Origin of the sequence: Shewanella sp. ULN5 (assembly GCF_030731885.1) — a bacterium.
GTDB classification, from domain to species: domain Bacteria; phylum Pseudomonadota; class Gammaproteobacteria; order Enterobacterales; family Shewanellaceae; genus Shewanella; species Shewanella holmiensis.
Genome location: NZ_JAPJEE010000010.1, coordinates 1 through 25,479, shown reverse-complemented (window position 1 = coordinate 25,479; position 25,479 = coordinate 1). Strand labels below are relative to the sequence as shown.

The 25,479-nt window shown below is 41.1% G+C and carries 16 protein-coding genes, 1 tRNA gene and 1 pseudogene; 9 read left to right on the top strand and 9 right to left on the bottom strand.

The window, feature by feature from the left end:
• Nucleotides 1–101: 101 nt before the first annotated feature.
• Nucleotides 102–3,005, bottom strand: coding sequence for an RNA polymerase-associated protein RapA (gene rapA / locus ORI98_RS11030; RefSeq protein ID WP_261298833.1), 2,904 nt, complete (start codon nucleotides 3,003–3,005; stop codon nucleotides 102–104).
• Between the two features lie 302 nt (nucleotides 3,006–3,307).
• Here rapA and ORI98_RS11025 point away from each other — a divergent pair, with 302 nt between their 5' ends.
• The 3 genes from ORI98_RS11025 to ORI98_RS11015 all read left to right on the top strand — a co-directional run bounded on the left by ORI98_RS11025 (nucleotide 3,308) and on the right by ORI98_RS11015 (nucleotide 11,158).
• Nucleotides 3,308–4,702 (top strand): PhoH family protein, encoded by a 1,395-nt coding sequence (locus ORI98_RS11025; protein ID WP_306135246.1) that lies wholly within the window; start codon nucleotides 3,308–3,310, stop codon nucleotides 4,700–4,702.
• 277 nt (nucleotides 4,703–4,979) lie between these two features.
• Complete coding sequence (locus ORI98_RS11020; RefSeq protein ID WP_306135245.1) at nucleotides 4,980–8,687, top strand: response regulator; 3,708 nt, start codon at nucleotides 4,980–4,982, stop codon at nucleotides 8,685–8,687.
• A 68-nt stretch (nucleotides 8,688–8,755) separates the two neighbouring features.
• Nucleotides 8,756–11,158, top strand: a complete 2,403-nt coding sequence (locus tag ORI98_RS11015) for a zinc-dependent metalloprotease (protein WP_306135244.1) — start codon at nucleotides 8,756–8,758, stop codon at nucleotides 11,156–11,158.
• Between the two features lie 71 nt (nucleotides 11,159–11,229).
• Here ORI98_RS11015 and ORI98_RS11010 read toward each other — a convergent pair whose 3' ends face one another.
• The gene (locus tag ORI98_RS11010) at nucleotides 11,230–13,038 is read right to left on the bottom strand and encodes a protein kinase (protein WP_261298829.1); all 1,809 of its coding nucleotides are present in this window, start codon (nucleotides 13,036–13,038) and stop codon (nucleotides 11,230–11,232) included.
• A 172-nt stretch (nucleotides 13,039–13,210) separates the two neighbouring features.
• Between ORI98_RS11010 and ORI98_RS11005 the strand changes: the two genes are divergently transcribed.
• Together ORI98_RS11005 and ORI98_RS11000 are read left to right on the top strand one after the other, a co-directional pair.
• Nucleotides 13,211–13,567: a hypothetical protein gene (locus ORI98_RS11005; RefSeq protein ID WP_306135243.1), complete on the top strand. Its 357-nt coding sequence runs from the start codon at nucleotides 13,211–13,213 to the stop codon at nucleotides 13,565–13,567.
• A gap of 75 nt (nucleotides 13,568–13,642) precedes the next feature.
• Nucleotides 13,643–14,302, top strand: a complete 660-nt coding sequence (locus ORI98_RS11000; protein WP_306135242.1) for a thiopurine S-methyltransferase — start codon at nucleotides 13,643–13,645, stop codon at nucleotides 14,300–14,302.
• A 104-nt stretch (nucleotides 14,303–14,406) separates the two neighbouring features.
• Here ORI98_RS11000 and ORI98_RS10995 read toward each other — a convergent pair whose 3' ends face one another.
• A complete protein-coding gene (locus tag ORI98_RS10995) occupies nucleotides 14,407–15,438 on the bottom strand; it encodes a porin (RefSeq protein ID WP_306135241.1) in 1,032 nt (343 codons plus the stop codon).
• Between the two features lie 416 nt (nucleotides 15,439–15,854).
• On the bottom strand, nucleotides 15,855–16,907 hold the full coding sequence (locus ORI98_RS10990) for a porin (RefSeq protein WP_306135240.1): 1,053 nt from the start codon (nucleotides 16,905–16,907) through the stop codon (nucleotides 15,855–15,857).
• A 395-nt stretch (nucleotides 16,908–17,302) separates the two neighbouring features.
• On the opposite strand from ORI98_RS10990, the gene tcdA reads away from it, so the two are divergent.
• Entirely contained in the window at nucleotides 17,303–18,103 is an 801-nt protein-coding gene (gene tcdA, locus ORI98_RS10985) for a tRNA cyclic N6-threonylcarbamoyladenosine(37) synthase TcdA (protein WP_306135239.1), read from the top strand.
• A gap of 243 nt (nucleotides 18,104–18,346) precedes the next feature.
• Here tcdA and ORI98_RS10980 read toward each other — a convergent pair whose 3' ends face one another.
• A complete protein-coding gene (locus ORI98_RS10980; protein WP_306135238.1) occupies nucleotides 18,347–19,981 on the bottom strand; it encodes an ATP-binding protein in 1,635 nt (544 codons plus the stop codon).
• A gap of 190 nt (nucleotides 19,982–20,171) precedes the next feature.
• Between ORI98_RS10980 and ORI98_RS10975 the strand changes: the two genes are divergently transcribed.
• A complete protein-coding gene (locus ORI98_RS10975) occupies nucleotides 20,172–20,783 on the top strand; it encodes a superinfection exclusion B family protein (RefSeq protein WP_261298822.1) in 612 nt (203 codons plus the stop codon).
• 141 nt (nucleotides 20,784–20,924) lie between these two features.
• Here ORI98_RS10975 and ORI98_RS10970 read toward each other — a convergent pair whose 3' ends face one another.
• Nucleotides 20,925–21,062: a DUF3149 domain-containing protein gene (locus tag ORI98_RS10970; RefSeq protein ID WP_188840902.1), complete on the bottom strand. Its 138-nt coding sequence runs from the start codon at nucleotides 21,060–21,062 to the stop codon at nucleotides 20,925–20,927.
• A 316-nt stretch (nucleotides 21,063–21,378) separates the two neighbouring features.
• Between ORI98_RS10970 and ORI98_RS10965 the strand changes: the two genes are divergently transcribed.
• Nucleotides 21,379–21,465 (top strand) — tRNA-Leu (locus ORI98_RS10965).
• 128 nt (nucleotides 21,466–21,593) lie between these two features.
• Here the strand turns inward: ORI98_RS10965 and ORI98_RS10960 are convergent.
• From ORI98_RS10960 to ORI98_RS10950, 3 genes and pseudogenes are all read right to left on the bottom strand, one after another.
• Nucleotides 21,594–21,824: pseudogene (locus ORI98_RS10960) on the bottom strand (DUF1508 domain-containing protein); the annotation flags it as partial.
• A 227-nt stretch (nucleotides 21,825–22,051) separates the two neighbouring features.
• Nucleotides 22,052–22,747 carry an FRG domain-containing protein gene (locus ORI98_RS10955; protein WP_306135237.1) on the bottom strand — a complete coding sequence of 232 codons (696 nt, stop codon included), beginning with the start codon at nucleotides 22,745–22,747 and terminating at the stop codon, nucleotides 22,052–22,054.
• A 656-nt stretch (nucleotides 22,748–23,403) separates the two neighbouring features.
• Nucleotides 23,404–24,285 (bottom strand): hypothetical protein, encoded by an 882-nt coding sequence (locus ORI98_RS10950; RefSeq protein ID WP_306135236.1) that lies wholly within the window; start codon nucleotides 24,283–24,285, stop codon nucleotides 23,404–23,406.
• Nucleotides 24,286–24,565: 280 nt separating this feature from the next.
• Between ORI98_RS10950 and ORI98_RS10945 the strand changes: the two genes are divergently transcribed.
• Nucleotides 24,566–25,479 (top strand): DmsE family decaheme c-type cytochrome (locus ORI98_RS10945; protein WP_306135235.1); only part of this gene is annotated, 914 nt, incomplete at its 3' end.

Sequence of the window (25,479 nt, the reverse complement as noted above, 5' to 3'; positions counted from 1 at the left end):
TGTGTCATCAATCATAGCTTAATCTACTAAAAAAATAAGCACATGCCGGTTAATCGGTCATGTGCTTATTGTTATTAGGCGCTTACCTCAGTTGAAAGGTGTTACACGTGACTTACTAATACCATTCGGATCGCATCAAGTTGTAGCTGACTATCGTCAATGTAATCATTCAGCTCATTGATTTGATTGCGAATATAATCTAATTCAGCATCACGTATGTTGGGGTTAACCGCTTTAAGTGCTTCAAGACGGTTTAATTCAGCGCCTAATTGATGGCTCATTTTATCTTTTGCTGCTGCAACTAATGTCGATAACGCCGTTTGAGCATGGGTTTCACCATGGGCAAATAGCGGATGCAATATCGGTTGAGAGGCATTGACTAATTTACTGGCAATATGACGATTAACCGCACTGAGCTGCTTATCAAAACTCTGATAATCGACTTTGTCTGACATGTTATTGCCGCTTTTATCCAACAATATACGAATAGGCGTTGGCGGCATATAACGGTATAGCTGGGTTGATTTAGGCGCTGAAGCATCTGCCATGTAGATAAGTTCTAAGAATAAAGTACCAGCAGGTAAGGCTTTATTTTTCAATATCGCGACACTTGTGGTACCCGTTTCTGAACCTGTGATCAAATCTAGGCCGGTTTGCACAATAGGATGCTCTTGCGAGATAAACGCAATATCATCACGCGATAATGCGGTGTCGCGATCAAACGTTACCGTTACGCCATCTTCAGGTAAACCTGGATAAGTAGGGTAAAGCATGTGCTCACTTGGGCGTAATACTATGGTATTTTCACCACTGTCTTCTTGATCAACACCTATGATGTCCCACAAGCGAATCACACTACCGATAAGATCCGTACTACTGTCATTATCAGCCAGACGTTTGATCAGTGCATTGGCACGTTCACCGCCATGTGAGTTGATTTCTAATAGCTTATCGCGACCTTGTTCCATCGCATGCTTGAGCTGTTTATATTGTTGTTGAGTATGATTCAGTAACAAAGTGAGCGCATCTTGATCATCATTGGCCAGAACTTGGGTCAGCTCTTCTGCAAATTGATTAAACAATACGTGTCCGCTAGGGCAAGTGAGTTCAAACGAATTTAAACCATCATGATACCAACGCATTAAGCGCTCTTGTGCGGTACCGGCTAAGTAAGGTAAATGAATTTGAATATCATTTTTTTGGCCAATACGGTCTAAACGACCAATACGCTGTTCAAGTAAATCAGGATTGAGTGGTAAATCAAATAGTACTAAGTGGCTGGCAAACTGGAAGTTGCGACCTTCAGAGCCAATCTCAGAACAGATCAGTGCCTGTGCGCCGCCTTCTTCCTGCGCAAAGTAAGCACCCGCTTTATCACGTTCGATAATTGACATTCCTTCATGGAACACCGTAGCTTGAATACCTTCGCGGGTACGTAATGCTTCTTCAAGGCTTAATGCCGTTTCCGCTAAACTAGCGATGATCAGCACTTTTTTACTGCGGTGACTTTTAAGGAAACCAATTAACCAGTCTACGCGAGGATCAAACTTCCACCATGAGCTGTCATTCTCAAAAGCCTGATATAGCTTTTCAGGGCTTAACGCTTGCAAGGCTTTGGCTTCAGGTGTTTTGGCTCCACCCATCATGTCGTTGACGCGCTGAGCGGTAACATATTGTTCCGGCATCGTTTGTGGGTAAGCATTAAAATGACGCTGCGGGAAGCCTTTTACAGATGCGCGACTGTTACGGTAAAGCACTCGGCCAGTACCATGACGGTCTAACAACTCTTGCAATAATTCATCGCGGGCTTCCTGTTGTTGACTGGCATCAACATCGCTGGCCTGAATCAGACGAATATTAGGCTCAATATCTTTTTCTGATAATAGCTCAGTTAAGCTATTGATAGCTTCCTGGCTTAACTTACCTTGAGATGCTAACGCGTGGGCGGCATCGGCCACATCTTTATAGCTATCTTCTTCTGTTAAGAATGCGTCGTAATCATAAAAGCGATCGGGGTCAAGTAAACGCAAGCGGGCAAAGTGACTTTGATGGCCTAACTGATCTGGCGTTGCGGTTAACAGCAGTACCCCAGGCACTACTTCGCTGAGGGCTTCAACGATTTTATAAGCTCGGCTAGGGGCATCTTCAGACCATTCTAAATGATGCGCTTCATCGACCACTAATAAATCCCAGTCGGCATCTAATGCTTGATCAAGGCGTTTCTTTTTACGTAGTAGTTCAAGTGAACAAATGACTAATTGTTCAGTGTAAAAAGGATTGTCGTTATCAGCATAGGCTTCAACACAACGGTCTTCATCAAAAACCGAAAAACGTAAATTAAAGCGGCGAAGCATTTCAACTAACCACTGATGACGCAAGGTATCAGGCACAATCACTAATATACGTTCAGCACGGCCGGTAAGCAGTTGTTGATGGATAATTAATCCTGCTTCAATGGTTTTACCTAAACCGACTTCATCAGCCAGTAACACGCGAGGTGCGTAACGACGGCCAACTTCATGGGCAATCCATTGTTGGTGAGCGATTAAGCCAACACGCGGACCTTGCAGCCCCAGTAAATCGGAGGTGGCGAGTTTATGACGCAGTAATTGACATTGATAACGCACACCAAAACGTTCTAAACGATCGATTTGCCCTGCAAACAGGCGATCTTGCGGCTTATTGAAACGAATATTATGACTTAATAATGTTTCCCTCAAACTCACCTTTTCTTGGGTTTCACTGTGGATCCCGTGATAAACGATAATTTGATTTTTTTCTTCAACTTCTTCAACAGTAAGTTGCCAACCATCACCACTTTCAATGTTATCGCCAGGATTAAATATTACCCTAGTGAGTGGCGCATCAGTACGGGAGAACATGCGGTTCTCGCCTGTTGCAGGAAATAATAATGTGACCATACGGCCTTCAACTTGCACAACAGTGCCTAATCCAAGTTCTGACTCGGTATCACTGATCCAGCGTTGACCTAAAGCAAACGGCATTTTTAATTCTCATGTTTGAAGCGGGGAAACAAAAAGGGGGCGTATATTATCGTAAACCCACCCAGATTTAAAATTTTAGCACTTAATTTAACGGATATTTTCAAAATATCGGCCCAAGTGTCATAGGGGTGTCATCAAGCCTCCATATAAATGTCATGTAGCAGGTAACAAATAGTTGAGCTTTTGCTAAGCCACTGCCATATTTAAAGGGTGATGTTTACAAACTGCTCATTCAAAAATAAGGTCTTAAGTAAGGCCATTGTTAGCAGATGAATTTGATAAATCAGCACAGCGGAGGCGCCATGGAACTAAACGACAGAAAGTTGTTTGTATTGGATACCAACGTGTTACTACATGAACCATTAGCGATTTATTCGTTTAAGGAACATGACGTAATTGTCCCTATGACAGTATTAGAAGAACTGGATAGCATAAAAGATAGAAAGCGCGATGTGAGCAGAGATGCCCGGGTTGCGATTAGGGCCTTAGAAGACATCTTAGGCGGTTCAACCACCCCAGAACAAATTATTCAAGGTGTACCTTTACCCAGTAGAGAGGGCCACTTAGACGCATCAGGCAGTTTATCCATTTTCCCCGACCACCAAATTGACTTCACCATGGGCGCTTTACCTGGTGACAATAATGATAACCGTATTATCAATACCGCGCTTTACCTTCAAAAGCAGCATCATCCCCGCACCGTTGTGTTAGTCACTAAAGACATCAACATGCGCCTAAAGGCCAAAGGTGCGGGTATTGAGCGAGTTGAAGATTACCGTACCGATCAGCTTATCGATGATATTCGCTTTCTTGCCAAAGGCTTTTATCAGTTCGATGGCGACTTTTGGAGCCAAGTCGATAAAGTCTCGACAGACAGAGTCGGACGTCACACTGTGCACCAAGTCCCCCTTGAGCATTTAGGAAAAGAGCCGTTTTATATAAACCAGTATTTGATAGATGAAGCATCTGATTTTTGTGGCAGAGTAGCTGCTAAAAATGATAGCCAACTGGATATCATCGACCGCGGACGTGAGCGGTTAATGCACCATGAAGCATGGGGAATTAAGCCCAAAAATATCTATCAAGGTATGGCCCTAGATGCACTGCTAGACCCTGATATTGAATTGATTATTTTAACCGGCCCAGCGGGATGTGGCAAAACCCTACTCGCGATGGCCTCGGCACTTGAATTAGTGATAGAGAAAAAACGCTACGACAAAATTATTGTGACCAGAAACACTCCAGACATTGCTGAATCAATCGGATTTTTACCCGGCACCGAAGAGGAAAAAATGGCGCCCTGGTTAGCGGCCATCACAGACACATTAGAAGTGCTGCATAAAAACGATGTTAACCCAACTGGTAGCGTGAATTACATTATGGAAAAAGCCAATATTCAGTTCAAATCGATTAACTTTATGCGTGGGCGCTCTATTCAAAACTCTGTGGTCATTTTGGATGAATGCCAAAACTTAACCGCATCGCAGATAAAAACCATGATCACTCGAATGGGAGAAGGTACAAAGTTAATCTGTAGTGGTAATTTAGCGCAAATCGATACCACTTATTTAACGGCAGTCACATCAGGTTTAACCTACATAGTTGAGCGTTTTAAGGATTTTGAAGGCAGTGCGAATGTGTATTTAAATGGCGTAGTACGTTCACGCTTGGCGGAATTTGCTGAAGAGCATCTTTAAGCAACTTAGTATGATGGCTTAACAACAACCAAAGTAGAAAATTAAGGCTACAATAATCCTTGTAGCCTTAGTTTTATCACTGCATTTTGTCGTTTGTTCTTGATTAGCTTGATCTAGCTCCACCTAATCGAAATAGATTTAGATTAAAGCGTGTGATTGCGACTATGTTCCTGATAATATGAACCTTGTCTTAATTTATTGCGTGCGTGATAGCCTACTCTGATATTACGCCGACACCTGCTCCTGAATAAAAAGGCGCTGTCGCAAAGGGTATGGAATGAAACCAACAGAGCCAGATTTACAGCTAAAATCACCGATCCAACGTAACTATAACCGCGCGGTTTTTTACACCTATATTGGTGTAATCGTTATGTCATTAATTTCTGCGGCCATTTTTTATGAACGCCAGAAAGAAGTGCAAATAGAACAGCGTGAAGATCAGGTTGCCCGTCACGTTTTACAAATCGATTTATTACTTGAGTCCAGTATTCGTGCCGTAAAAAGTTTACGAGATGTCGCCATTGATCATCTGCGCTTAGGTGAGCAAGTGCGTAAAGATCGCCTGCCTCAATATGAAAAGTTTAATGCTGACGGCCAATATTTCAGTCTCGAACCCAACTATGTCAAAAGTGGTGAACCCTTTACCAACATGGGGCGCATCACGGGTATGGGCTCACTCGACGGCCGCAGCGAGCAATTTTATCAAGAGCTAGAAATGCTCTTTGAATTATCGCTTTCCTTCCCTGTCGCAAAAGAGGCAGCGCCAAAAGCCTCGTCAATTTATTATGTATCCAAGCGAAAAATGATGTCTTACTTCCCCTGGAATAATAGCGATCAGCGCTTTAGGGAAGAACAATTAAACAAACAGCAATTTCAATTAGCGACCCCAAAACTTAATCCCCAGCGCAATGCGTTTTGGAGCCCCGCTTACGTGGATGGTGGACAGCAGGGGTTATTAACCACTTTGGGCTTACCGGTTTATCTTGAAGATGATTTCATCGGTACCATTAATCTGGACATGACCTTAGCGTCACTTGCTAAGCAAATTCGTACATATTTCAAAATGCCGGGCACAGTTATCCTGTTGGATCAACAGAATAATATCTTATCCCACAGTGATTTTGACTCTAATGAAATGAACCGGGTCTACCACATTAGCCAACGTATTCCGGCAGAATTACATTCATTATCTGAGTCTGAATTGTTTGATGCCCATGAAGGAATTTTACGAAATGGCCATTATATTCACTCGGTGGCATTGCATAATGCCCCTTGGCGCTTGTTGTATATTCAAGAAGAAGGCGCACTATTTAAAGACTCGTGGGAAAAGCTACAGCTGACGTTTATTATGGTGGTATTGGCGCTGTCGGTGTTGGTTACCATAGTGCATTGGCAAACTCGCCGCGCCTTCGTCAGCCCAGCTTCTAGACTATTGACCCATTTGGAAGCTTGTTCACAATCTCCTTTAGCACCACCAGAAAAAATGAGCCCAGGTTGGGAGCCGTGGTTTTTACTGGTCAGTCGTATTTTTGAAGAGAACCAGCAATATACACGTCACTTGGCCGAGCAGAACAAACGTCTTGATAACTTAGTGGCTAGCCGTACCCAAAGGCTACGTGACACCACTGAACGTCGAGAACGAGAATTTGCGTTATTAAGGTCGTTAATTGACTCCTTACCAGAAGCAATTGTCTTTAAAGACAAAGAGGGAAAATACCTTGGGTGTAACAAGTCAGCTGAGCGCATGTTAGGCGTGAATGAAAGCGATATTATTGGCTTAACCACAGGTGACTTTACCAGCCCAGAACAAGGTAAACGTATTCTGGCTGAAGACAAAAAAATCTTAGATGATAAAAACTCTTTACAGTACAAAGAGCGCATTGAGATTGCCGGCAAGCCGGTATTACTTGATGCCTTTAAATTACCGTTTTATAACCGCCGTAATGAATTACTTGGGTTAATTTCTATTTGGCGAGACATCACCCGCGAGTACGAGTCGGCTGAGCAACTGCGTTTATCAGAAGAGCGTTACCATATGGCGATGGATGCGGTAGAAGATGGTTTGTGGGATTGGTATATAGATTCAGAACAAATTATTTGTAACCCTGCTTTTTACTCAATGCTGGGTTATAAACCCAATGAGTTTCCGGCGTTATTATCCTCTATTGATGGCTTAACACACCCAGATGACAGGGATCGGGTGCAAGAGTACCGTAGCCAGTATTTACTTGACCCGATTGATGCCTATGAAATTGAATTCAGAATGAAAGGCAAACTCGGTGAATACCATTGGTTATTGTCACGTGGACGTGCGGTAGAGTTTTCTGACTCAGGCCAGACCAAGCGGATGTTAGGTACACATAAAGACATTACACGCCAAAAGAGTAACGAGGTGGCCTTGCTTGAAGCTAAGCAAGACGCGGAATTAGCGAACATGTATAAGAGTGAGTTTTTGGCCAATATGAGCCATGAAATTCGCACTCCTATGAATGCGATTATTGGCATGTTGCAGTTAGCCCAGCGCACGAGTTTGACTCCACAACAAGAGGATTACCTCACTAAAGCCGGATTCTCAGCACAGTCATTACTGCGGATCATTAATGACATTCTCGATTTCTCTAAAATTGAAGCCGGTAAATTAGAGCTAGAGCGGGTCGCTTTCCCGTTAGACAAAGTACTTGATCATGTATTAGATATGAATGCCATCAAAGCCCAAGAGCGTGGTGTCGAATTATTACTGTATGCACCTGTTACAGCTGGGCTAATTTTAAATGGCGATCCACTGCGTCTGGGTCAGGTGTTGGTTAACTTACTCTCTAACGCGGTTAAATTTACCCAAAATGGTGAGATTGAACTGGGTTGTGAAGATGTCGGTGAGCGTGATCATCGTATTACCTTGAAATTCTGGGTCAGAGACACAGGCATTGGTATTAGCAAAGAGCAGCAATCTAAATTGTTTGATGCGTTTTCTCAGGCAGACGGCTCAACTACCCGAAAATACGGTGGTACAGGGTTAGGTTTATCAATCAGTAAACATCTTGTGTCTATGATGGGCGGCACCATGCAAGTGGAGTCTGAAATCAATCAGGGCAGTACTTTTAGCTTTACCATTAGTTTTGAAATTGCTGAAGAAAACATCGTTGAGCCATTGGTGGTGCCAGAGCAGTTGAATAATTTAACCACATTAGTGGTGGATGATAACCCGAGTGCGTTGCAAATTTACTCTGCGCTAATGAAAGATTTCAGTTTTGGGGTGCGCACCGCGGCCAGTGGTCAGCAAGCGTTAGATTGTCTCGCAAAACAGCCAGTTGATTTAATTTTGTTAGATTGGATGATGCCTGAAATGGGCGGTTTAGAAATGCTCACTAAGGTTGATGAAATGGTCGCCGACGGTCGTTTAACAAAGCGGCCGATTATTATTCTGATGACCGCATACAGTGCAGAGCCTTTAGCCGACGATGTAGCCGATAGAAACATCCACGCTATTTTGCAGAAGCCTTTTAAAGCGTCAGCTTTGTTTGATGAAATCATCAGCGCTTTTGCTAAAGAACCGAAACTGAATGTGCAGTCAGTGCCTAAAGAAGATGTGCAAGAGCAGCAATCTGGATTGGTTTTATTGGTTGAAGATAACTTTATAAACCAACAAGTGGCATCTGAGTTATTAAAAAGTGCTGGTTATGAAGTGGTTATGGCTGATAACGGCCAAATTGCATTAGATCTGATAGATACTCGACCATTCGATGCCGTATTAATGGATATACAAATGCCGGTTATGGACGGGTTAACAGCATCGAAAGAATTGCGTAAACGCTACAGTGCTGAACAAATGCCGATTATTGCCATGACAGCCCATGCGATGTCGGGCGACCGAGAAAAAAGTTTAGCCGCGGGCATGAATGCGCACATTACTAAACCGATAGTGTTAAATGAGTTATTTGACACCTTATCTTATTGGATTGAATATAAAAACAACAATAAAGCCTAATGATCTTTTGTGTTATGCGTAACGGATGGCATTGTGACTTAGGCTAGAATTAACACAAGGATTAGAATATGAAACCACGTCAGCTCTCTTTGGCAATACTGTTGGCTATTAGCCCCGTGTTGTCGTTATCAACATTATCGACTCAAGCTATCGCAGCTGAAACCGCCGAGAAAGTGATAAAAAACAGTCAAGCTGCCGAAGGTTTTATTAATCTTTATTATGACAATGTTGAAGGCCAGCTCTATTTACAGGCTAATAAGTTGAATCAGCCTTTTTTATTGTTAACCAGTTTACCCCATGGTGTGGGCTCAAATGATATTGGATTAGACCGAGGGCAGTTGGGGCGCACACGAATGGTGCAGTTTGAACAACATGGTCCTTACATCGTCTTGAAACAGCTTAATACGTATTTCAGAGCCAGCAGTGATAATCAAGCCGAACAGCAATCCGTTAAGCAGGCTTTTGCGGAATCTATTTTGTGGCGAGGAAAATTGCTTCAAGGTAAAGCCGCATTAGTGCCGATTAATGATCTGGTGATTAATGATTTACATGGTGTTTCCGATGTTTTAGCTGCAACAAAACAAGGGGCTTATTCACTTGATGCGCAGCGTTCAGTTATCATGCCTGAGCAAGTCAAATCATTTGCCCAAAATGCGGATGTTGATGTCAATCTTACTTTTACTGCTCAGCAACCAGGGCCGCAAGTTGCCCAAGTCACTCCCGATGGCAAGTTTATGTCAGTGAGGATGCGTTATTCGTTTGTCGCTTTACCCGAGGCGGGTTATCAACCGCGCGCTTATCATCCAATGAGTGGTTATCTTTCTGAAGAGTATTTAGATTATTCAACCCAAGTCGATGAGCCTATCGTGCAGCGCTATTTATTGCGGCATCGCCTTGAAAAAGTCACCCCTGGGGATGCCCCGAGTGAAGTCATAAAACCGATTATTTATTATCTTGACCCAGGAGTGCCTGAACCGATCAGAACGGCACTTTTGGACGGCGCACGTTGGTGGGAAGACGCTTTTAATGAGGCAGGATTTATTAATGGCTTTAAGGTTAAAATCCTCCCCGAAGATGCTGACCCACAAGATGTTCGTTACAACATGATCCAATGGGTACATCGTGCCACGCGTGGTTGGTCATACGGGTCGGCAATTACCGACCCTCGAACAGGCGAAATCATTAAAGGTCATGTCACCTTAGGCAGTTTACGCGTAAGACAAGATCACCTTATTGCCCGTGGATTAACCGCAGATTGGCCGGATAGAGACGCCGCGGCTGATGCCGCGATGGCATTATCATTAGCGCGTATTCGCCAATTATCGGCCCATGAAATTGGTCATACGCTGGGCTTTGACCATAATTTTGCAGCATCAACAAATCAGAATGCATCGGTTATGGATTACCCACATCCTTACGTGCGTTTAGAAAACAATGCCATCGCCATTGATTCGCCCTATACCGAAGGCATTGGTGAGTGGGACAAATACACGGTGGCGTTTGGTTATGGCCCGCAGGCTAATCAGGACACCTTGTTGAGCCTAGCCATGAATAAAGGCTATCGTTATATTGGCGAAACTGACTCACGAGACATCAGTGCTAGTCATGTTTACGCAAGCCTATGGGATAATGGCAGTGATGCGGTAGCTGAGTTATTGCGTTTAGAAACCGTGCGCCGACATGCGATTGAGCAATTTAATGCTCAGGCCTTATTAAAAGATGAGCCGATGGGCGAGCTTGCCGATGTATTTGTGCCTATGTATTTGCTTACGCGCTATCAGGTTGAGGCTGCTGCCAAATGGCTGGGTGGAACAGAGTACAATTACCAGCAATTAGGTGCGGGATTAAGTTGGCATTATGCCGCCCCCACAAAACAGTTTGCGGCATTAGATGCATTAGTTGCCAGTTTATCGGCACAAAGTTTAGCTGTTCCTGAAAATGTATTAACCGCCTTGGTACCTAAAGCGGGCAACTACCGTAAGACTCGGGAGAGTTTTAACGGTAATACTGGCGTGGTCGCAGATGAATTAGGGATGGCTGAAGTGCTCAGTCGCCATATCGTCAGTCAAATGTTAGCGCCGCAGCGTTTAAATCGAATTAACCAAGGTTTTATGCAAGATGCTGAGCAGCTTTCAGTGGCAAGTTTGTTGGACAAACTGATTGGCGCGACTGTTTATCAAGACTTGAATAGAGGGGCGACATTAGGCATTAAGATGCGCGTGAATGCTGTGGTGATTGAAGGGATATTAAAGGCTTATCACGATAGCCATACCACCGCTGAAGTGAAGGCGCAATTACTTGCTAAACTTGAATTTACCTTAAAACAGCTTAAACGTCGGAGTACTCGTGCCAGCGAATATCAGGCTGCACATTATGATTGGTTATATGCAGGCATAGAAAAAGGTCTGCAAGCCCCTGAGTTTAAATTAATCGCTGAGCCTCTGGCTATGCCGCCAGGTTCGCCTATTTAACGTTATCGTCTAACACTTTCGTTGACTATAAATTAGGAATAACAAAACCGAGTAACCTTAGGAGCTCGGTTTTATTTTGCTTGTTGTTTGGGGTTTTTAGGGTAAAACAGATCTGGTTTTCTTTCTAAATGAGAAAACTGGCGGGTGTTTTTATAGGGTAACTTCATAAATCCACTGATCCCATGGCCTTGGATTTTGCTTGCGTTGGCAATGATTCTGTCAAGGCTAGCTCTAAACGCAGCTTGTTTGCGCGGGTTAAGTAAGCGTAAATAACTGTGAATTTTTAAGTGTGTTGGTAAGGCTTCAAAGATAATACAACCAGTATGATGTATTTGATTCAACCAGCCTAATTCGGTCATGATTTCTGCAGGAAGTTCGAGGTTCTCTTCTGGATCTTTACCATCTTCAAAATAAGAATGTAATCGTGATTTATCCTCTAAAGAGGGAACATCGCCAACTTCAAATGGTAGCTGCATTTCACCGCCGACTTCAAACGGCATATCAGGGCTACTGCGCTCGATATGTAATGTGTCTTTGGCATTAAAAAAGCACGCCTTAAATACCCCAATGCGTTTTATTCCCCTGGCCATAGTAACCATGTTATTGACCGCTACGATAAGCGCCGCTTTTTGAGAGGGGTCATAAGTGGCTAAATTTGAATCAATATAAACACCTGTCGATTGCCAATGTATCGCCAACCCTCCGACAATAGGATATTGCGCAAGCCGGCCTACGGCGGCAATAAAGCCTTTTTCTGTGTCTGCCATGCCCACCATAAAGTTTCGGTAATACTTATCAACTTGCACATCGTCGATGTCAGCGATGGGATCGTGATCATTGTGTTCTTTTAGAAACGATTTACGAGAGCTATAGCTGACGGTTTCAATGGCTCTGGTCCGAGGTTGAACCCAAACAGGAATGTCAGATTTCGTCGGAAGATAGCTGATGGCAGGTAAGTGCATTCGATGGCTATGGCGCATACTCTTTAAAAAGTAATCACCGGCACGACAGCGTAAATCGGGATCGTCGCTTAACATTCCATCTAAGGTTTTTGCCAATTCAATGGGTAAGCCTATGCTGGTGGCGGGAATGATTTTAGTTCCAAAACGGCTGCTTTGCCCTGAAGCTAAAGCATATAATGTTCCCGCAACGCCTTGCTCATCAAATCGAGCCGATGACAATGCACCATTAAGCTGCGCATCTCCAATAAAGTAAACATCGCCCATACGAGCATTGGTTTGATGCTGATCGCTAGACATTAGTGACATGACATTGTCATCCACGGGTCGATCGTATTCGTCACGCTGGGCAAAAACCGCCGAGCCCCAATCGATTAATGATAGTCGGTCGGTTTCGATATCATAAACCAAATTAGATGGCTTAATATCACCATGAACCAAAGGCTTGCCTTTACGTAAGTAGTACAAAATATTAGCCAATTGCCGAGCAATACTGACAATCATCGATGCTGGCAAAGCACCCATTCGCTGGCATATTTTATCTAAATCTTCCCCCTTGGCGCGCTCCATAACCAAAATGCCTTGCTTGCCTACGCGCTCAAACTTAATGGCAGCTGGCACATTGGGGTGTTTAACTAAACTGAGCATGTAGGCTTCTTCTTCCAGCCTGTCTTGAATATTTTGCGGTAAGGTTAAGCGTGAAAACTTAAATACATGGGATTCACCGACACTGTTTATTCCAGCAAACACAAAGCCGTAAGCGCCTTTACCAATAAATTCGATTTCACAATAACCTAGTTTGCTGAGCTGCTGCTTACATAAGCGTACCCACGCTTTATGCTTGCGAGCATCATTGGCTTTGAGCAAATAAATCGACTGTTCTTCGTTAATATAAAACTGCTGTAATTGCGGCGTTTGCAAATGATATCCCCTTAATGTGCTTCAGTTATTTAATCCTTATCTGGCTTTGACTTCAAGGGCTTCCTAACTAATTTTATTGGTTAAGTAAACCTTGATGTGTATCAATTTAGTTAACACATGTAATCGGTAAGATTAAGGTAGATTCAATCAAAGCTTTTACAGGGAGACACTTATGTCAAATATCAAAAAAGCAGATTTAATTCAACTATTTGACTTTCCTCGAGCACGTATTTTGAAGTCGATGGAAGTGACTCATTGTCCCCATGCCGTATTTTTTAATTCTTCAGATGAGCAATGCGTTACCTGCCATCAGGGAGAAGAGTGTGTGTGGATTAATCATAATGATGAAATGGTCGCCATGGAGGAGAAGTCTATAGAAGATTTGAAGCAGCAGATTCTAGTAGCGGTTGATTTTGTTGATTCGAGTTTGTCACCGCACCATTTATCACGTCGAAATTGTCAGTGTGAAAATTGTGTCTGGTTACGTAAAGTTCAGCTAACCCTGAAAGGGGAGTCGTTAAACGAATAGCAAGATGATTAAGTTGCTTCTGTTGTTTCAAGCTTATAAAGTGAGCCAGCAAATTTATTCGCTGGAGAAACAAAGATGGACCCTCAGTTTTGGCATGAAAAATGGCAGATGCAACAGATTGGCTTTCACCAGCCGCAAGTGAATCCTTTTTTAATTCGCTTTTGGTCTGAATTAGGCATGGCTGCAAACAGTAAAATTTTTGTCCCGCTATGTGGTAAATCGTTAGACATGTATTATTTGGCTGAGCAAGGGCATCAGGTGCAAGGTTGTGAACTCAGCCAAACTGCCATAGAGCAGTTTTTTGAAGAAAACCAGTTACCTTTTCAAGTAGAGTCTAAACATCAACACCAATTTTTTAGCGCTGATCAAATTGAGCTTATTCAAGGGGATATCTTTACCATTGACCCTAGTGAAACTGCCGATATTAGGGGCTTTTACGATCGAGCTGCATTAATTGCCTGGCCTGAAACTATGCGTCAGCAATATGCCACAACCTTAGCAAAGCTGATTCCTGCCAATGTGTCTGGACTGCTGATTACCTTAGATTATCCACAAGATACCTTAAAAGGGCCACCATTTGCGGTCAGCCAAGAGTGGATTGAACAATATTTAGCACCGTATTTTGAGGTCACATTGCTGTGTTGTGAAGATGTGTTGGCTGACAATCCGCGTTTTGTAAACAAGCAAGTACCTTGGTTAAATGAAGCGGCTTATCGATTGACTCGTAAAGTATAGCGATTGCAAAGGTATAGTTAACCTTATAGGTTTTACTCAACCCCAAAATGTACCAATAAAAAGGCGACCAATAGGTCGCCTAAATGCTTTAATCTTTAATAAGATTAGAAGTCGTAACGTACGCCCACAGAGAATACGTTGTCATCTTTTAAATCAGTTTTAACGTTGGCATCTGTAAAGTCACCTTCGTACATTGCATAGTGAGCAAATACTAAGGTTGATTTAGCGATACGATAGTCAGCACCAAGAGTGACATTTTGTACGTTGATATCATCAGCACCTGCTTGACCTAATGATTTGTAGTACTTACCAAAGCCAGCTTCATCTTGACCATACTCTACTTTTAAGTTTACACCATTTATGTTGTAAACAGCATTAACAAAGTAAGTGTTCCCGTCGATGTCACTATTAGTTACGCTTTCTGAGTTTTGGAATAAACCACCAATTTTAAAGTCGCCTAACTTAACTTGAGCTACAGCGCGGTATGCATCAACACCACCGATAGCTTTATTGTAAGCTCCCGCTAAATAGTAGATTTGCTTAGCTAGTGCTTTGTCACCTATTGTAACGCTTAATGCATATTGAGAATCATCAGAATCTTGATTATCTTCCATTAAGTATGTTGCATTCAAGGTAAGTAAGTCAGCAATAACTGGTGAGTAGTACCAAACACCATCTGCACTACGAGTTTGACCACTAACCAAGCGGTCTACGTCAGCGTTAGTATTACCAAATACGTCTACACCACCTTCAGCTTGCTTGAATACAGTGTCATTACGACCCACTAAAAGTGAACCAGCAGCAGTTTTTAAGCCTAAGAAAGTATTACGAGCTTTGAAAACGTCACCAGAACCAGAGGTGTTTTCTACTTGGAATTCCATTTGGTATAAAACTTCAACACCATCAGCAATCTTTTCGGCACCTTTCACACCCACGTTTGAAAAGTTGTTTTCAAAATAAGTACCACTTTCGCCTACAGTCACACCATTGGTACCGCTCTGTAAGGTTGCGCCTGTATCGGTAGTAGTTACAGCAAGCTCTAAGCGACCATAAAAGTCAGGGCCGTCAGCAAGTGCACCAAATGAGGTGATTGCTAGTATTGATGCCACTGATGCAGATAGTAAGGTTTTTTTCATCTTTCATACTCCCAGAACAAGATGTTCTATGATTCCATTTTAAGAATGGTTTTAATATTGACTTATGCCGTAAACGACTATGTAACAATCTAGTATGGGATTTTACAGTTTTGAAGATGACAAATTGTGGTATAGATCAAATTTTTTAATCTTGAGTTAAGAATTATCGCCTAAATGTGATCGGTTAGATCATTTGTTGCCGTTATTAACACCTTGATAGCATTTTCTACTATTCAGGCTGTGATTGTTGAAATAACATTCTGTATCGTCGAGGTAGCATTCAAAATGGGGTAGATTGTGATAAATGTACGCTAGCTAAATAGCAGTTTGTGTGCCAGGCCAGTACGGCTCTCCAGTTAGATATAGATATAAAAAAAGCGGCCAACTTGGCCGCTTTAATCAAAAAGGTTTAGTCTTTAGAAATCAAGACGAAGACCAACAGTAACGATATCATCGTTAAGATCTGCGCTGAATGTATCAACTAGCATATCGCCATCATATTTAGTGTAATGACCGTACACTAACGTATTTTTGCTTAAACGGTAGTCTGCGCCTACGCTGAATTGTTTTAAATCAACATCGTTAACATTGGCTAGATTGTCATTGTTTTGACCAACAAAACGGCTGACATATTTGCCTAAACCTGAATCATCATGACCGAAAGATGCTTTAAATTTCCAATCACCCATTAGGTACGCACCGTTGATAATATAGCTATTACCTTTTAGGTGTTCTAAATCGGCATCGTTGCTTTCGCTGTGTTGGTATAGACCACCCACAATGAAGTTACCAAATTTACCCTGAACAACACCACGGTATGCTTCGATGTTGCTGATACCATCTTGATAGGCTGCTGCAGCATAGAAATTATGTGATTTTAAGGCCTTATCACCTAATGTTGCACTAAGGGCATACATAGAATCAGCAGAAGTCTTGTTACCTTTTGCATCAACATGGTTATCATCCATCAGGTAAGTTGCGTTTAAAGTGACTAAATCAGCAAGTTTTGGTGAGTAATAACTGATGCCATCCGCTTCACGGTTTTGGCCAGCAACTAGTAAGTCAATATCTGAGTTGGTATTGCCGAATAAATCAAAACCACCTTCTGCAGATTTGAATACCGTGTCGTTACGACCAACTAATGCAGTACCCGCAACGGTTTTTACACCAATAAAGCTATTACGCGCGGCAAAAGTGTTACCTGAATTATCAAAGTTAGATACGCCGAATTCCATTTGGTAAAGAATTTCAACGTCATCGTTAATTTTTTCAGAACCCTTTACGCCCAACCATGAAAAATTATTTTCAATGATGGTACCGTCTTTTTGGTTCTGGGTTGCAACACCTAAGTCTGAATTGGTGAATGCTAAATCAGCGCGGCCATAAAATTGAGGACCTGAAGCGAGTGCACTAAAAGAGGTTAACGCGGCACATGAAAGGATTGCACTCGTGATTAGGTTTTTTTTCATTTTCATCTTCCTTTATAAAGGTAGTGATTATTAGATGGTCTGAAGACCTATAATTACCAGGGCTATATCAGCACTAGCGGATATTTTTAAGCGACATCAGTCTGACATAAAAGTTTTAGCAAAAGTGCACTTTATTTAAAAAATATATATTTTTCAATAAATTAGGTGGTATATATTAACTGGCGCGCAACGGTCGTTTTACTAAACTATTGCAATGCAACTCAGTTTTTTGCTAATTGATAACCTTTGGGCAATCTTATTTACTAAGGTTTCTTTGGCTAGCGAGGTTTTTAGCGGACGGTTATCGCCGATTTATAAACCTTGAGCATTTAGCTTTACTGATGAGTCAGTTAAAATAGGCGACTGGAAAAAATGAGCTATTTTAGGGTATCAAGATGTTGTCAGAAGCATATGTAAATCGATTTGCGGGTATTGGGCGTTTGTATGGACAAGCGGCATTGAATACCTTTGCTGAAGCACATGTTGTTATTGTGGGGATCGGTGGTGTAGGAACATGGGTCGCTGAATCGCTAGCTAGAAGCGGAATTGGGCAAATGACTCTTATCGATTTAGATGATATTTGTGTCACTAATACCAATCGTCAAATTCATGCTACTGCAGACACAATTGGACGGTCAAAAGTTGAAGTAATGGCGCAACGTATTTTGGCTATTAATCCTGAATGTAAAGTTAATGAGATTGAAGACTTTGTTACTTTAGATAACCTCAATGATTATTTCCCCCGCCAAGATCCTCAACATAAAACCATTAGTTACGTGGTTGATTGTATTGATGCGGTTAAACAAAAAGCAGCGTTAATTGCCCACTGTAAACGGAATAAATTACCGCTGGTGACGATTGGTGGTGCTGGTGGCCAAACAGATCCTAGTCAAATTCAAGTAACCGATTTAGCAAAAACAGTACAAGATCCATTGTTGGCAAAAGTACGGAGTATTTTGCGCAAAGAATATGGATTTAGTAAAAATGTTCAACGACGCTTTGCTGTAGATGCCGTGTTTTCTACTCAGCATTTAGTTTATCCGCAAGCCGATGGTAGTGTATGTGCGACAAAAGCGACAGCAGAGGGAAGTATGAGAATGGATTGTGCTTCGGGTTTTGGCGCTGTCACTATGGTCACTGGCACCTTTGGCTTTATGGCAGCAAGTAGAGTGTTAGCAAAGTTAGCAGCCAAATAGTCACTAACTTTAATTCGCTAACGAATGCGAATCAATCAGCCTGTTGCACCACTCGCAGCCTTTGATTCACTCACAATCGACTCATTACTGGCACGTAAACTCGCTTTGTTATCAGTGTAAACCTTGGCTGTCAGTCATATGATTAAATCTTGTGTCAATCTTATTTCTTACCTGGCTTAAGTTTTTGAAAGTGAGTCGCGTTGCTGGGTTAATTAATGGCTAGGTTAATCAATTGCTTGGTGATTAATCCAGATTACCGTCATCAACAAAAACGCTGTCATCATTATATAGTGGGTGCAAAGTATAGGGGAAACTGACAATAAACATAGGCCCACCTAAAGGAGAAAGTGGCTCAAAACGAATACTTCCCTGGATCAGTGTCGCTGCATTAAAGGCGGCCGCCAATCCTAACCCAATCCCACCTTTGTTACGGGTAGTAGTAAAAAAAGGTTCGAACATATGATCGGCCACTTCTTTGGGAATGCTTAAACCATTGTTTTGAATTTCAATGTTTATCATATCATTATCAATACAGGCATTTATGAATATCCGACTATCTTCTATTCCTCTAAAAGCATGGGTGTAAGCATTTGAAATAATGTTACCGATAATTTGATTGAGCAAATTAAGGTTACTATTTACCTCTAACTCAGCATCAACATTCATCTTGATATCAACGTGCTGCGGTGAAAACATAATCTGTGTGGAGTCAATAATGTCTTCGAGTTGCTGTTTGAGATTAAATTGAGTATTTTTTTCATGTCGTTGTTCAGCTGCGACGGTTTTGAATTTTTGAATTAAGGTGCTGGCACGGGTTATGTTGTTAACAATCAGTTGACAACTTTGTTGGTATTCTTCCAGTATTCGATTTATTTCTTCTAATGTAGCGTGTTCACTGTGAATAAGCTTAATGAGATCTTCAACATGCGATAACTGGGAACTTGCCGCTGTGAGGCAAATGCCTATAGGGGTGTTAATTTCATGGGCTAAACCTGATACTAAACCACCAAGAGCGGCCATTTTTTCTTGCTCAACTAACACTTGCTGCGCGCGCTTTAGGATCAGTAAAGATTGCTCTAACTCTTTAGTTTGCTCTTTAACCTGTCTTGCTAACTCGTCTTTGTAACTACGTTCTAGCTTGAGTAAGCGTTCGCGATCTTCTAATGCATTTTGTAGGGCATTTTTAGATTCTTGCACATCAGCAAATGATGCTCGAACTTGTTGCTGCATGGTGTTGATCGCATTAGCAACTAAAGCAAATTCATCTTTGTCTTTATGAGCAAATTGCAATGGTTCGAATGGCTTTTCTAGGCTAATCCGGTCGCAATATTGACTGAGCTTTAATAGGTGTTGGGTAATATTCAGCCATACCAAGAAAAGAATGAAACCTGCCACTAAAAAAGTTTTTATCGCATTGGACAGTAAAATTAAAATGGCTTTGTCATAGAGTCGGTCGTAAATAATGTTTAAGTCAGCTTGAACATACAAAGTACCAACTTTTATATCGCTAGAATTGGTATAAATAAGATCGAATTGCTTTTCAATCGTGGAGGTTTGTTGGTATTTACCGGCTTGCCATTCTTGGCCGCTATCGTCTTTGATGGAAATATAGGTAATGTCAGGTAATTGACTTAAACCGTCTATCTGAGTGTTGATTAATCGCTGATCGATAACCCAAATACTGGCAGCGAGTACTTCTAAGTTTACTTTTTCAATGCTTGAGAATGCTCGGTCAATTCGGCTGACATCGCCATTGTAGTCATTGAATAGCTGATAAACAGTGGTAAGCAGAGTGATGAGAGAACTAAAAAGCACAATCGAAAGCATTAGCTTGCGACCAATAGGGCTAGTTAATAGTTGTCCTGAAAATCTTAGCATGGCATTTATTTAATTATTCTAAGTGCTTATATAAATAAGTTAGTGCATAAAAACGTTTTAAGCCACCTTTAATTAGACTCTTTAATCTCGAAGTTTAATGTTCAATTTTAATTGTTTTTGATATATCAATGTGGCATTACTTTTGCTTTAACACCGTAGGCGTTCAAAATTCTGACACTGTGGGTGGTATATGAAAGAAGTGATGATAAAAGCGATTAGCTTAAGCAATGCAAAGCGCACTTTTATGAGTGTGATGTTGTGGTTGGTCATTGCATGTTTGGCATTGTTATTTTCTCCGAAAGCCTTATTAGAAAAATTGGCTTTAGCTGAGGTCGTAACCCAATATAGTTTTATTATCGGGTTTGGGTTAATCGTTGGCGCAGCATACTTTTTAAGCCAACTCGTTAGCTTTGTTGCTGATGAATCAATTCAATATTTACGCCAAAAACGCACCGTTGAAACCATTGAAGCGAAAGTAAAGTTACTTGATCCTGCAGAACGCGCACTATTAAGAGAGTTTTTCCTTCAAGGTGCAACAATATTAGCATTACCGCAAAATGAGTTAGCGGTAAAAAGTTTATTGCATACTAATATTCTGGAAAAATTGGGTAACGAGCGTCATTACGCCATTCAAGGACCTACTGCTGAGTATAAGATTTCGATGGCGGCGAGAATTTACTTAAACCGTGATGTGCTGCGCTTACCAGCAGGAGAGCCAACCCAAGAAGAACTGTCACACTTACTTAAGGCCAGACCCCATTTTATCAGTGGACTAGTTCAACCGCGTAAACATGCCGCTTAATGAGGATTTTAGACTGAACAAAGTTGAATTTTATATCAAATGAGCAAGAAAAAAGGGGCTAAATTAGCCCCTGAAATGGTTCAGTTTTACTTTAAAAAACAGCAATTAAAAACTAAGAACAAAGACTACGCAGCAAGCAAATCACTCATTATTGCCCGGTGCTGACTTCACAACGAACATCCACATTAAGTAAGAAATAATTCCCAAAGTACTGAAAATGACAATCATTGAGAGTAAACCAATTGGGTTACCGAACATTAAATCTAACCAAAATGCCATGATAAAATTCCTTGTAATTGTGAAGTCCTAGTTATCATAATGCTGAATTAAATGAACAAAACTGATCTCGATCAATGTTCCTGCCTATAAATGGGTATAGATGTGGTTTAAATGTGATCACTGTTACATTTGTATGGAAGTGATACTTGTCTGAAAGCAGAATTGTGATAATTGGCGCCTTTGAGGGGAAAGATACGATTGGAATTTAAGCGCTTGATATTTTTTGTTGGTAAAGTCTGGTTAAAGGGCTTGCCATTGTCATAAGCATGGGTATAATTCCCGTCACTTGATTGATACTGTTCAATTATGTGATTGTGCCAGTGTGGTGAAATTGGTATACACAGGGGATTCAAAATCCCCCGCCTTTAAAAGCGTGTCGGTTCGAGTCCGACCACTGGTACCACTTCAAAGCCGACCTTAGTGTCGGTTTTTTTGTATCTAAAATTCAGTCATGTTAGATACTTACCAACTCGCTACCTTGCTAGAGTTCATCACTTCCTTCCAGCAAAATACCACACTTGGCATGTTGGCCTAGGTCAAATCTTTGATGGTGGTTGTTTTCCCATTTTCCATCACCGACTTAATCCCGTTATCCCTCGCGGCAGTGCTCGAATACATTTGGCTAGTGCCAATGATTTGGTGATTGGCTGCTTTGAGGTTGAAATATGGTTTATCGTTCTTAGCCACTTCTTTGGCATATCGGGCTTCGGTTGGTGAGTTGGTTTGTACGGATTCAATACCGTTCAATGCACCACTCTTACTGTAGTGGCATAGTTATTTTGGCCATCTAAATAGAGGTAATATTATTGCCTCATAGATGACTTTAGGTTAAGCGCTAAAAATGCACTTTAATAAACATTAAAGTGCAGATCTTATCTCAAATCAAAAAAATGCAGTGTGATTCACATTCATTCTATTAATGTGAGCAATTTTTGTAGAAGTAAACTGCCACGCGGTGCAAGTCAGGTTAAATTGTTGGTTATATTTAGTTAGCTAAAACCTTCTTTGAGCATTTTCGAGATTCCATCTAAACCTGGGTAGATAGTTCGGTGATTAATCCCCAACTTATTTAGCTCATGCCGTAACTGCGGTTTAGCCTCTTTTGGGATTAAAACTTTTTCATACCTAAGAAGCTTAGATGTATCAATATCTAAGCTATGGGAAAAATCGTCTTCCTCGATGTTTAGGTATGGTAACGAAAATGCACCTTCCTGAGCTGAAATACGATCATTAATGTAGCTTGAGCAGAAAAACTGAGTTCCCTTTCCTTCATGAACGTCACTTGTAGAAGGTGCTATTTGGTTTGGTGTGCAAAGATGTAAGGCACCATCTAATTCTCCATGTTCACGATTTTCAACCGCAAAGAATAGTGCTTTTAAAGGGTTCTCGCTCCAATCTAGCAATCTTGTTGGTAGCCCATGATGTTGAGCATGAACTAACCAGTCAAACTGATTTTGAGGTTCATTTTTAAGATAGGGATAAGAAAACTTCCTAAACTCGCGGATCAAATATGACTCGAGATCAAGCCACCCTCTGAGCGACATTGAATAACAGTTATCTGGATGCTTTATTCGAGCCACTGATGGTTCCAATGTCCATTCAAAGTTACCTTGACCGCGAAAAAAAGAATGTGGAACCGGCTCTAACACTCGAAGCAGTTCTGAAATTGTTCTAATTTGGCTCATAATACTCTCGACAAATATACGCCTAATTAACAGGCGAAAATGGTTGGCTAAAAATCGCGACGAAGAAGCAAAAGCCAACTGTTTTTTGGCCTGGTTTAATTTCCTGTTATGATTCGGTCATTTACGTGTATAATTACCAACGAGAGAATTTAGGGCATTACGCACTGCTGAGCAGAATCCTAGCGATACCAAACTAACAAGCGAGGTAAAGCCGATGGAAAAACAATTTCAAGTTACACAACCTGGAAGCAACTCCATCCTATTAGTCATCTTCGGATGGCTAGCTTTCTTTAGCTCCTTCATGTTCCCTGACCTAATCGTTATAGCTATAATACTACAGTCTGTCGCTAGGGTTTTGCCCTAAATTCTTTTTATTCAAGCGTTCTTACTGATAACTACCAGTAAATTCTCAAATATACAGCTCACGAAATTCTGATTTAAAATCCAATAATCTAGCAAGCACATAGAAACAAACATTTGTATAGTGCGCATCCTCTTATATTTGGCAAAATGCGCATGCACATTTAATAAAGCTATTATTTTAGCCACACTTAAGAATAACTATTGATTAATAACTCCCCTACTATAGTCATGCTAAACACTAACGATTAAGCAATTTTTACGGAACGCTCAACCAACTATCAAACACTTAATTATTATAAATTTTTCAGAAGCTTACTTAAACCACTTGTATTAGCATACCCACATTCAAAAGATGCTTTTTTGAAGCAATTTTTATTTTTATTTAATGCTAAGTTTGCTTTGTCTTGCTTTATTTTTAATAATAAATCTTTTATATTAAGGTTGTATTTTTCACATTTCCTGCTTAAGGTAGTATTACTAACTCCCATTGTGTAAGCTATTTCCTTCATATTCAATTTGCACATCGAAATCTCATTGGATGCAGCTATTATCTGAGATTTTAAATCTATCTTAGAATTACCTGTTTCTATATGTTTATGTTGCTCGGAATTTATTGATAATGAAGTTTTTTCACTATTGAATTCTATACCTTCGAACACTTCAGTTAATCCGAATATATCATTTCTGGAAAATGATACATTTACAAAAACTTTGCTATCGTCTGTTTCGCATTCTAATATCTTAGATTTCGATAAATAAACTAGCAATAGGTCTTCGTATAAGGATATATGACTTTTACTGGTTGCAGGGTTAGATAATCTTATATAGGCGCCGTCATAGGATAGCTTCCAGTTTAAGTTAGAGTGATTGTTAGTATAAAAATGATAATACTCAGCTAGCTTGTTGCTTTTGTTATTGTGCCCTGAAATTTTACTTAAATAAAATTCTGACCAATCAATACTTATTGTATTCAGCATGTCAATAATAAAATACTTATCATCTGAGTTTCTATTTATAAATTCTATTATGTCACTTAAGAGATTAAATCTGGTTAGGTCGCTGTCTTTAAGGCTATTATATTTTTCATATGACTCATGGAGAGGGAAGTTTTTTTTATTACAATATCTAAAAACTGAATTAGATAAAAATGCTGTTCTTACTTTGTAATTTAACACCTTATTTCCTATTTAAGTTTTCTATGCAATGACAACTATAGAGCGCGATTAATTTTTAGTTGCATTTTAAGGTATAAACCAAAGTTCTACTCGAGTGAAAATCACAAATATTTATAATTGCTATCTTGGCACGTGATCTTTGTCACAAATGTTTTCTGGGAGAAAAAAAATCAAAGTTACAGATTTATAAACAATAGATAGCATCATATTTTAAATATCCCATGTCGAATATGAGAGTAGTTTTTTGTATTGGGCATAGTTAATCATAAAGGATTCAGAGATGTTGAAGTATATGTGCTCTCTTGTTTGGCTATTATTATCAATAACCGCCCAAGCCACCCCATGGGACGACCTTAGCGGTGAACAATTAGAACAACAATTAGTAGAAAAGTTCGCTGAAGGTAAGTATTCCCCTAAAGGCGCTGATAACTGTTTGACTTGTCACCGCAAAAACGAAACCGTCATGGCGTTATTTGGTGGCGTGCACGGCAACATTGCCAGCAGTGACTCACCTATGGCAGGCCTTCAGTGTGAAGCTTGTCATGGCCCACAAGGTCAACATAATCGCGGCGGTAAAGAGCCGATGATTGCGTTTGGTGCCGACAGCAAATTGTCTGCCCCAACCCAAAACACCGTTTGCCAAGGTTGTCATAACGACCCTGAGCAAATGGCATGGCATACCAGCACCCATAATTTAGAAGAAATTGCCTGTGCCGATTGCCACACCATTCACGCTGCCACTGACCCCGCGTTAGATAAGTTGTCGGTGAATGACACCTGTACATCTTGCCACACCCAAGAAAAAGCCGACATGAACAAGCGCTCATCGCACCCAATGAAATGGGACCAAATGACCTGTATTGATTGTCATGCGCCGCACGGCTCTATGAGTGAAAGTGCCCTGGTTAAGCCAACCGTTAACGATACCTGTTATAGCTGTCACGCTGAAAAACGCGGTCCATTCCTATGGGAGCACGCACCGGTTACCGAAAGCTGCGTGTCATGTCATAACCCGCACGGTAGCGTCAACGACAACTTATTAGATAACCGCGCACCGCAGTTATGTCAGCAATGTCATGCCGCAGATGGTCACGCTTCTCGCGTGGTACCAGAGCCGGGAATGGATGCCTTTGGTGGTGGAAAAAGTTGCCTTAACTGTCATAGCCAAATTCATGGTTCTAATCACCCAGCTGG

Bases quoted from the DNA above. Each gene is read 5' to 3' on its own strand.
- rapA (WP_261298833.1), bottom strand. From the start codon at position 3,005: ATGCCGTTTGCTTTAGGTCAACGCTGGATCAGTGATACCGAGTCAGAA.
- ORI98_RS11025 (WP_306135246.1), top strand. From the start codon at position 3,308: ATGGAACTAAACGACAGAAAGTTGTTTGTATTGGATACCAACGTGTTA.
- ORI98_RS11020 (WP_306135245.1), top strand. From the start codon at position 4,980: ATGAAACCAACAGAGCCAGATTTACAGCTAAAATCACCGATCCAACGT.
- ORI98_RS11015 (WP_306135244.1), top strand. From the start codon at position 8,756: ATGAAACCACGTCAGCTCTCTTTGGCAATACTGTTGGCTATTAGCCCC.
- ORI98_RS11005 (WP_306135243.1), top strand. From the start codon at position 13,211: ATGTCAAATATCAAAAAAGCAGATTTAATTCAACTATTTGACTTTCCT.
- ORI98_RS11000 (WP_306135242.1), top strand. From the start codon at position 13,643: ATGGACCCTCAGTTTTGGCATGAAAAATGGCAGATGCAACAGATTGGC.
- ORI98_RS10995 (WP_306135241.1), bottom strand. From the start codon at position 15,438: ATGAAAAAAACCTTACTATCTGCATCAGTGGCATCAATACTAGCAATC.
- ORI98_RS10990 (WP_306135240.1), bottom strand. From the start codon at position 16,907: ATGAAAAAAAACCTAATCACGAGTGCAATCCTTTCATGTGCCGCGTTA.
- tcdA (WP_306135239.1), top strand. From the start codon at position 17,303: ATGTTGTCAGAAGCATATGTAAATCGATTTGCGGGTATTGGGCGTTTG.
- ORI98_RS10980 (WP_306135238.1), bottom strand. From the start codon at position 19,981: ATGCTAAGATTTTCAGGACAACTATTAACTAGCCCTATTGGTCGCAAG.
- ORI98_RS10975 (WP_261298822.1), top strand. From the start codon at position 20,172: ATGAAAGAAGTGATGATAAAAGCGATTAGCTTAAGCAATGCAAAGCGC.
- ORI98_RS10970 (WP_188840902.1), bottom strand. From the start codon at position 21,062: ATGGCATTTTGGTTAGATTTAATGTTCGGTAACCCAATTGGTTTACTC.
- ORI98_RS10955 (WP_306135237.1), bottom strand. From the start codon at position 22,747: ATGAGCCAAATTAGAACAATTTCAGAACTGCTTCGAGTGTTAGAGCCG.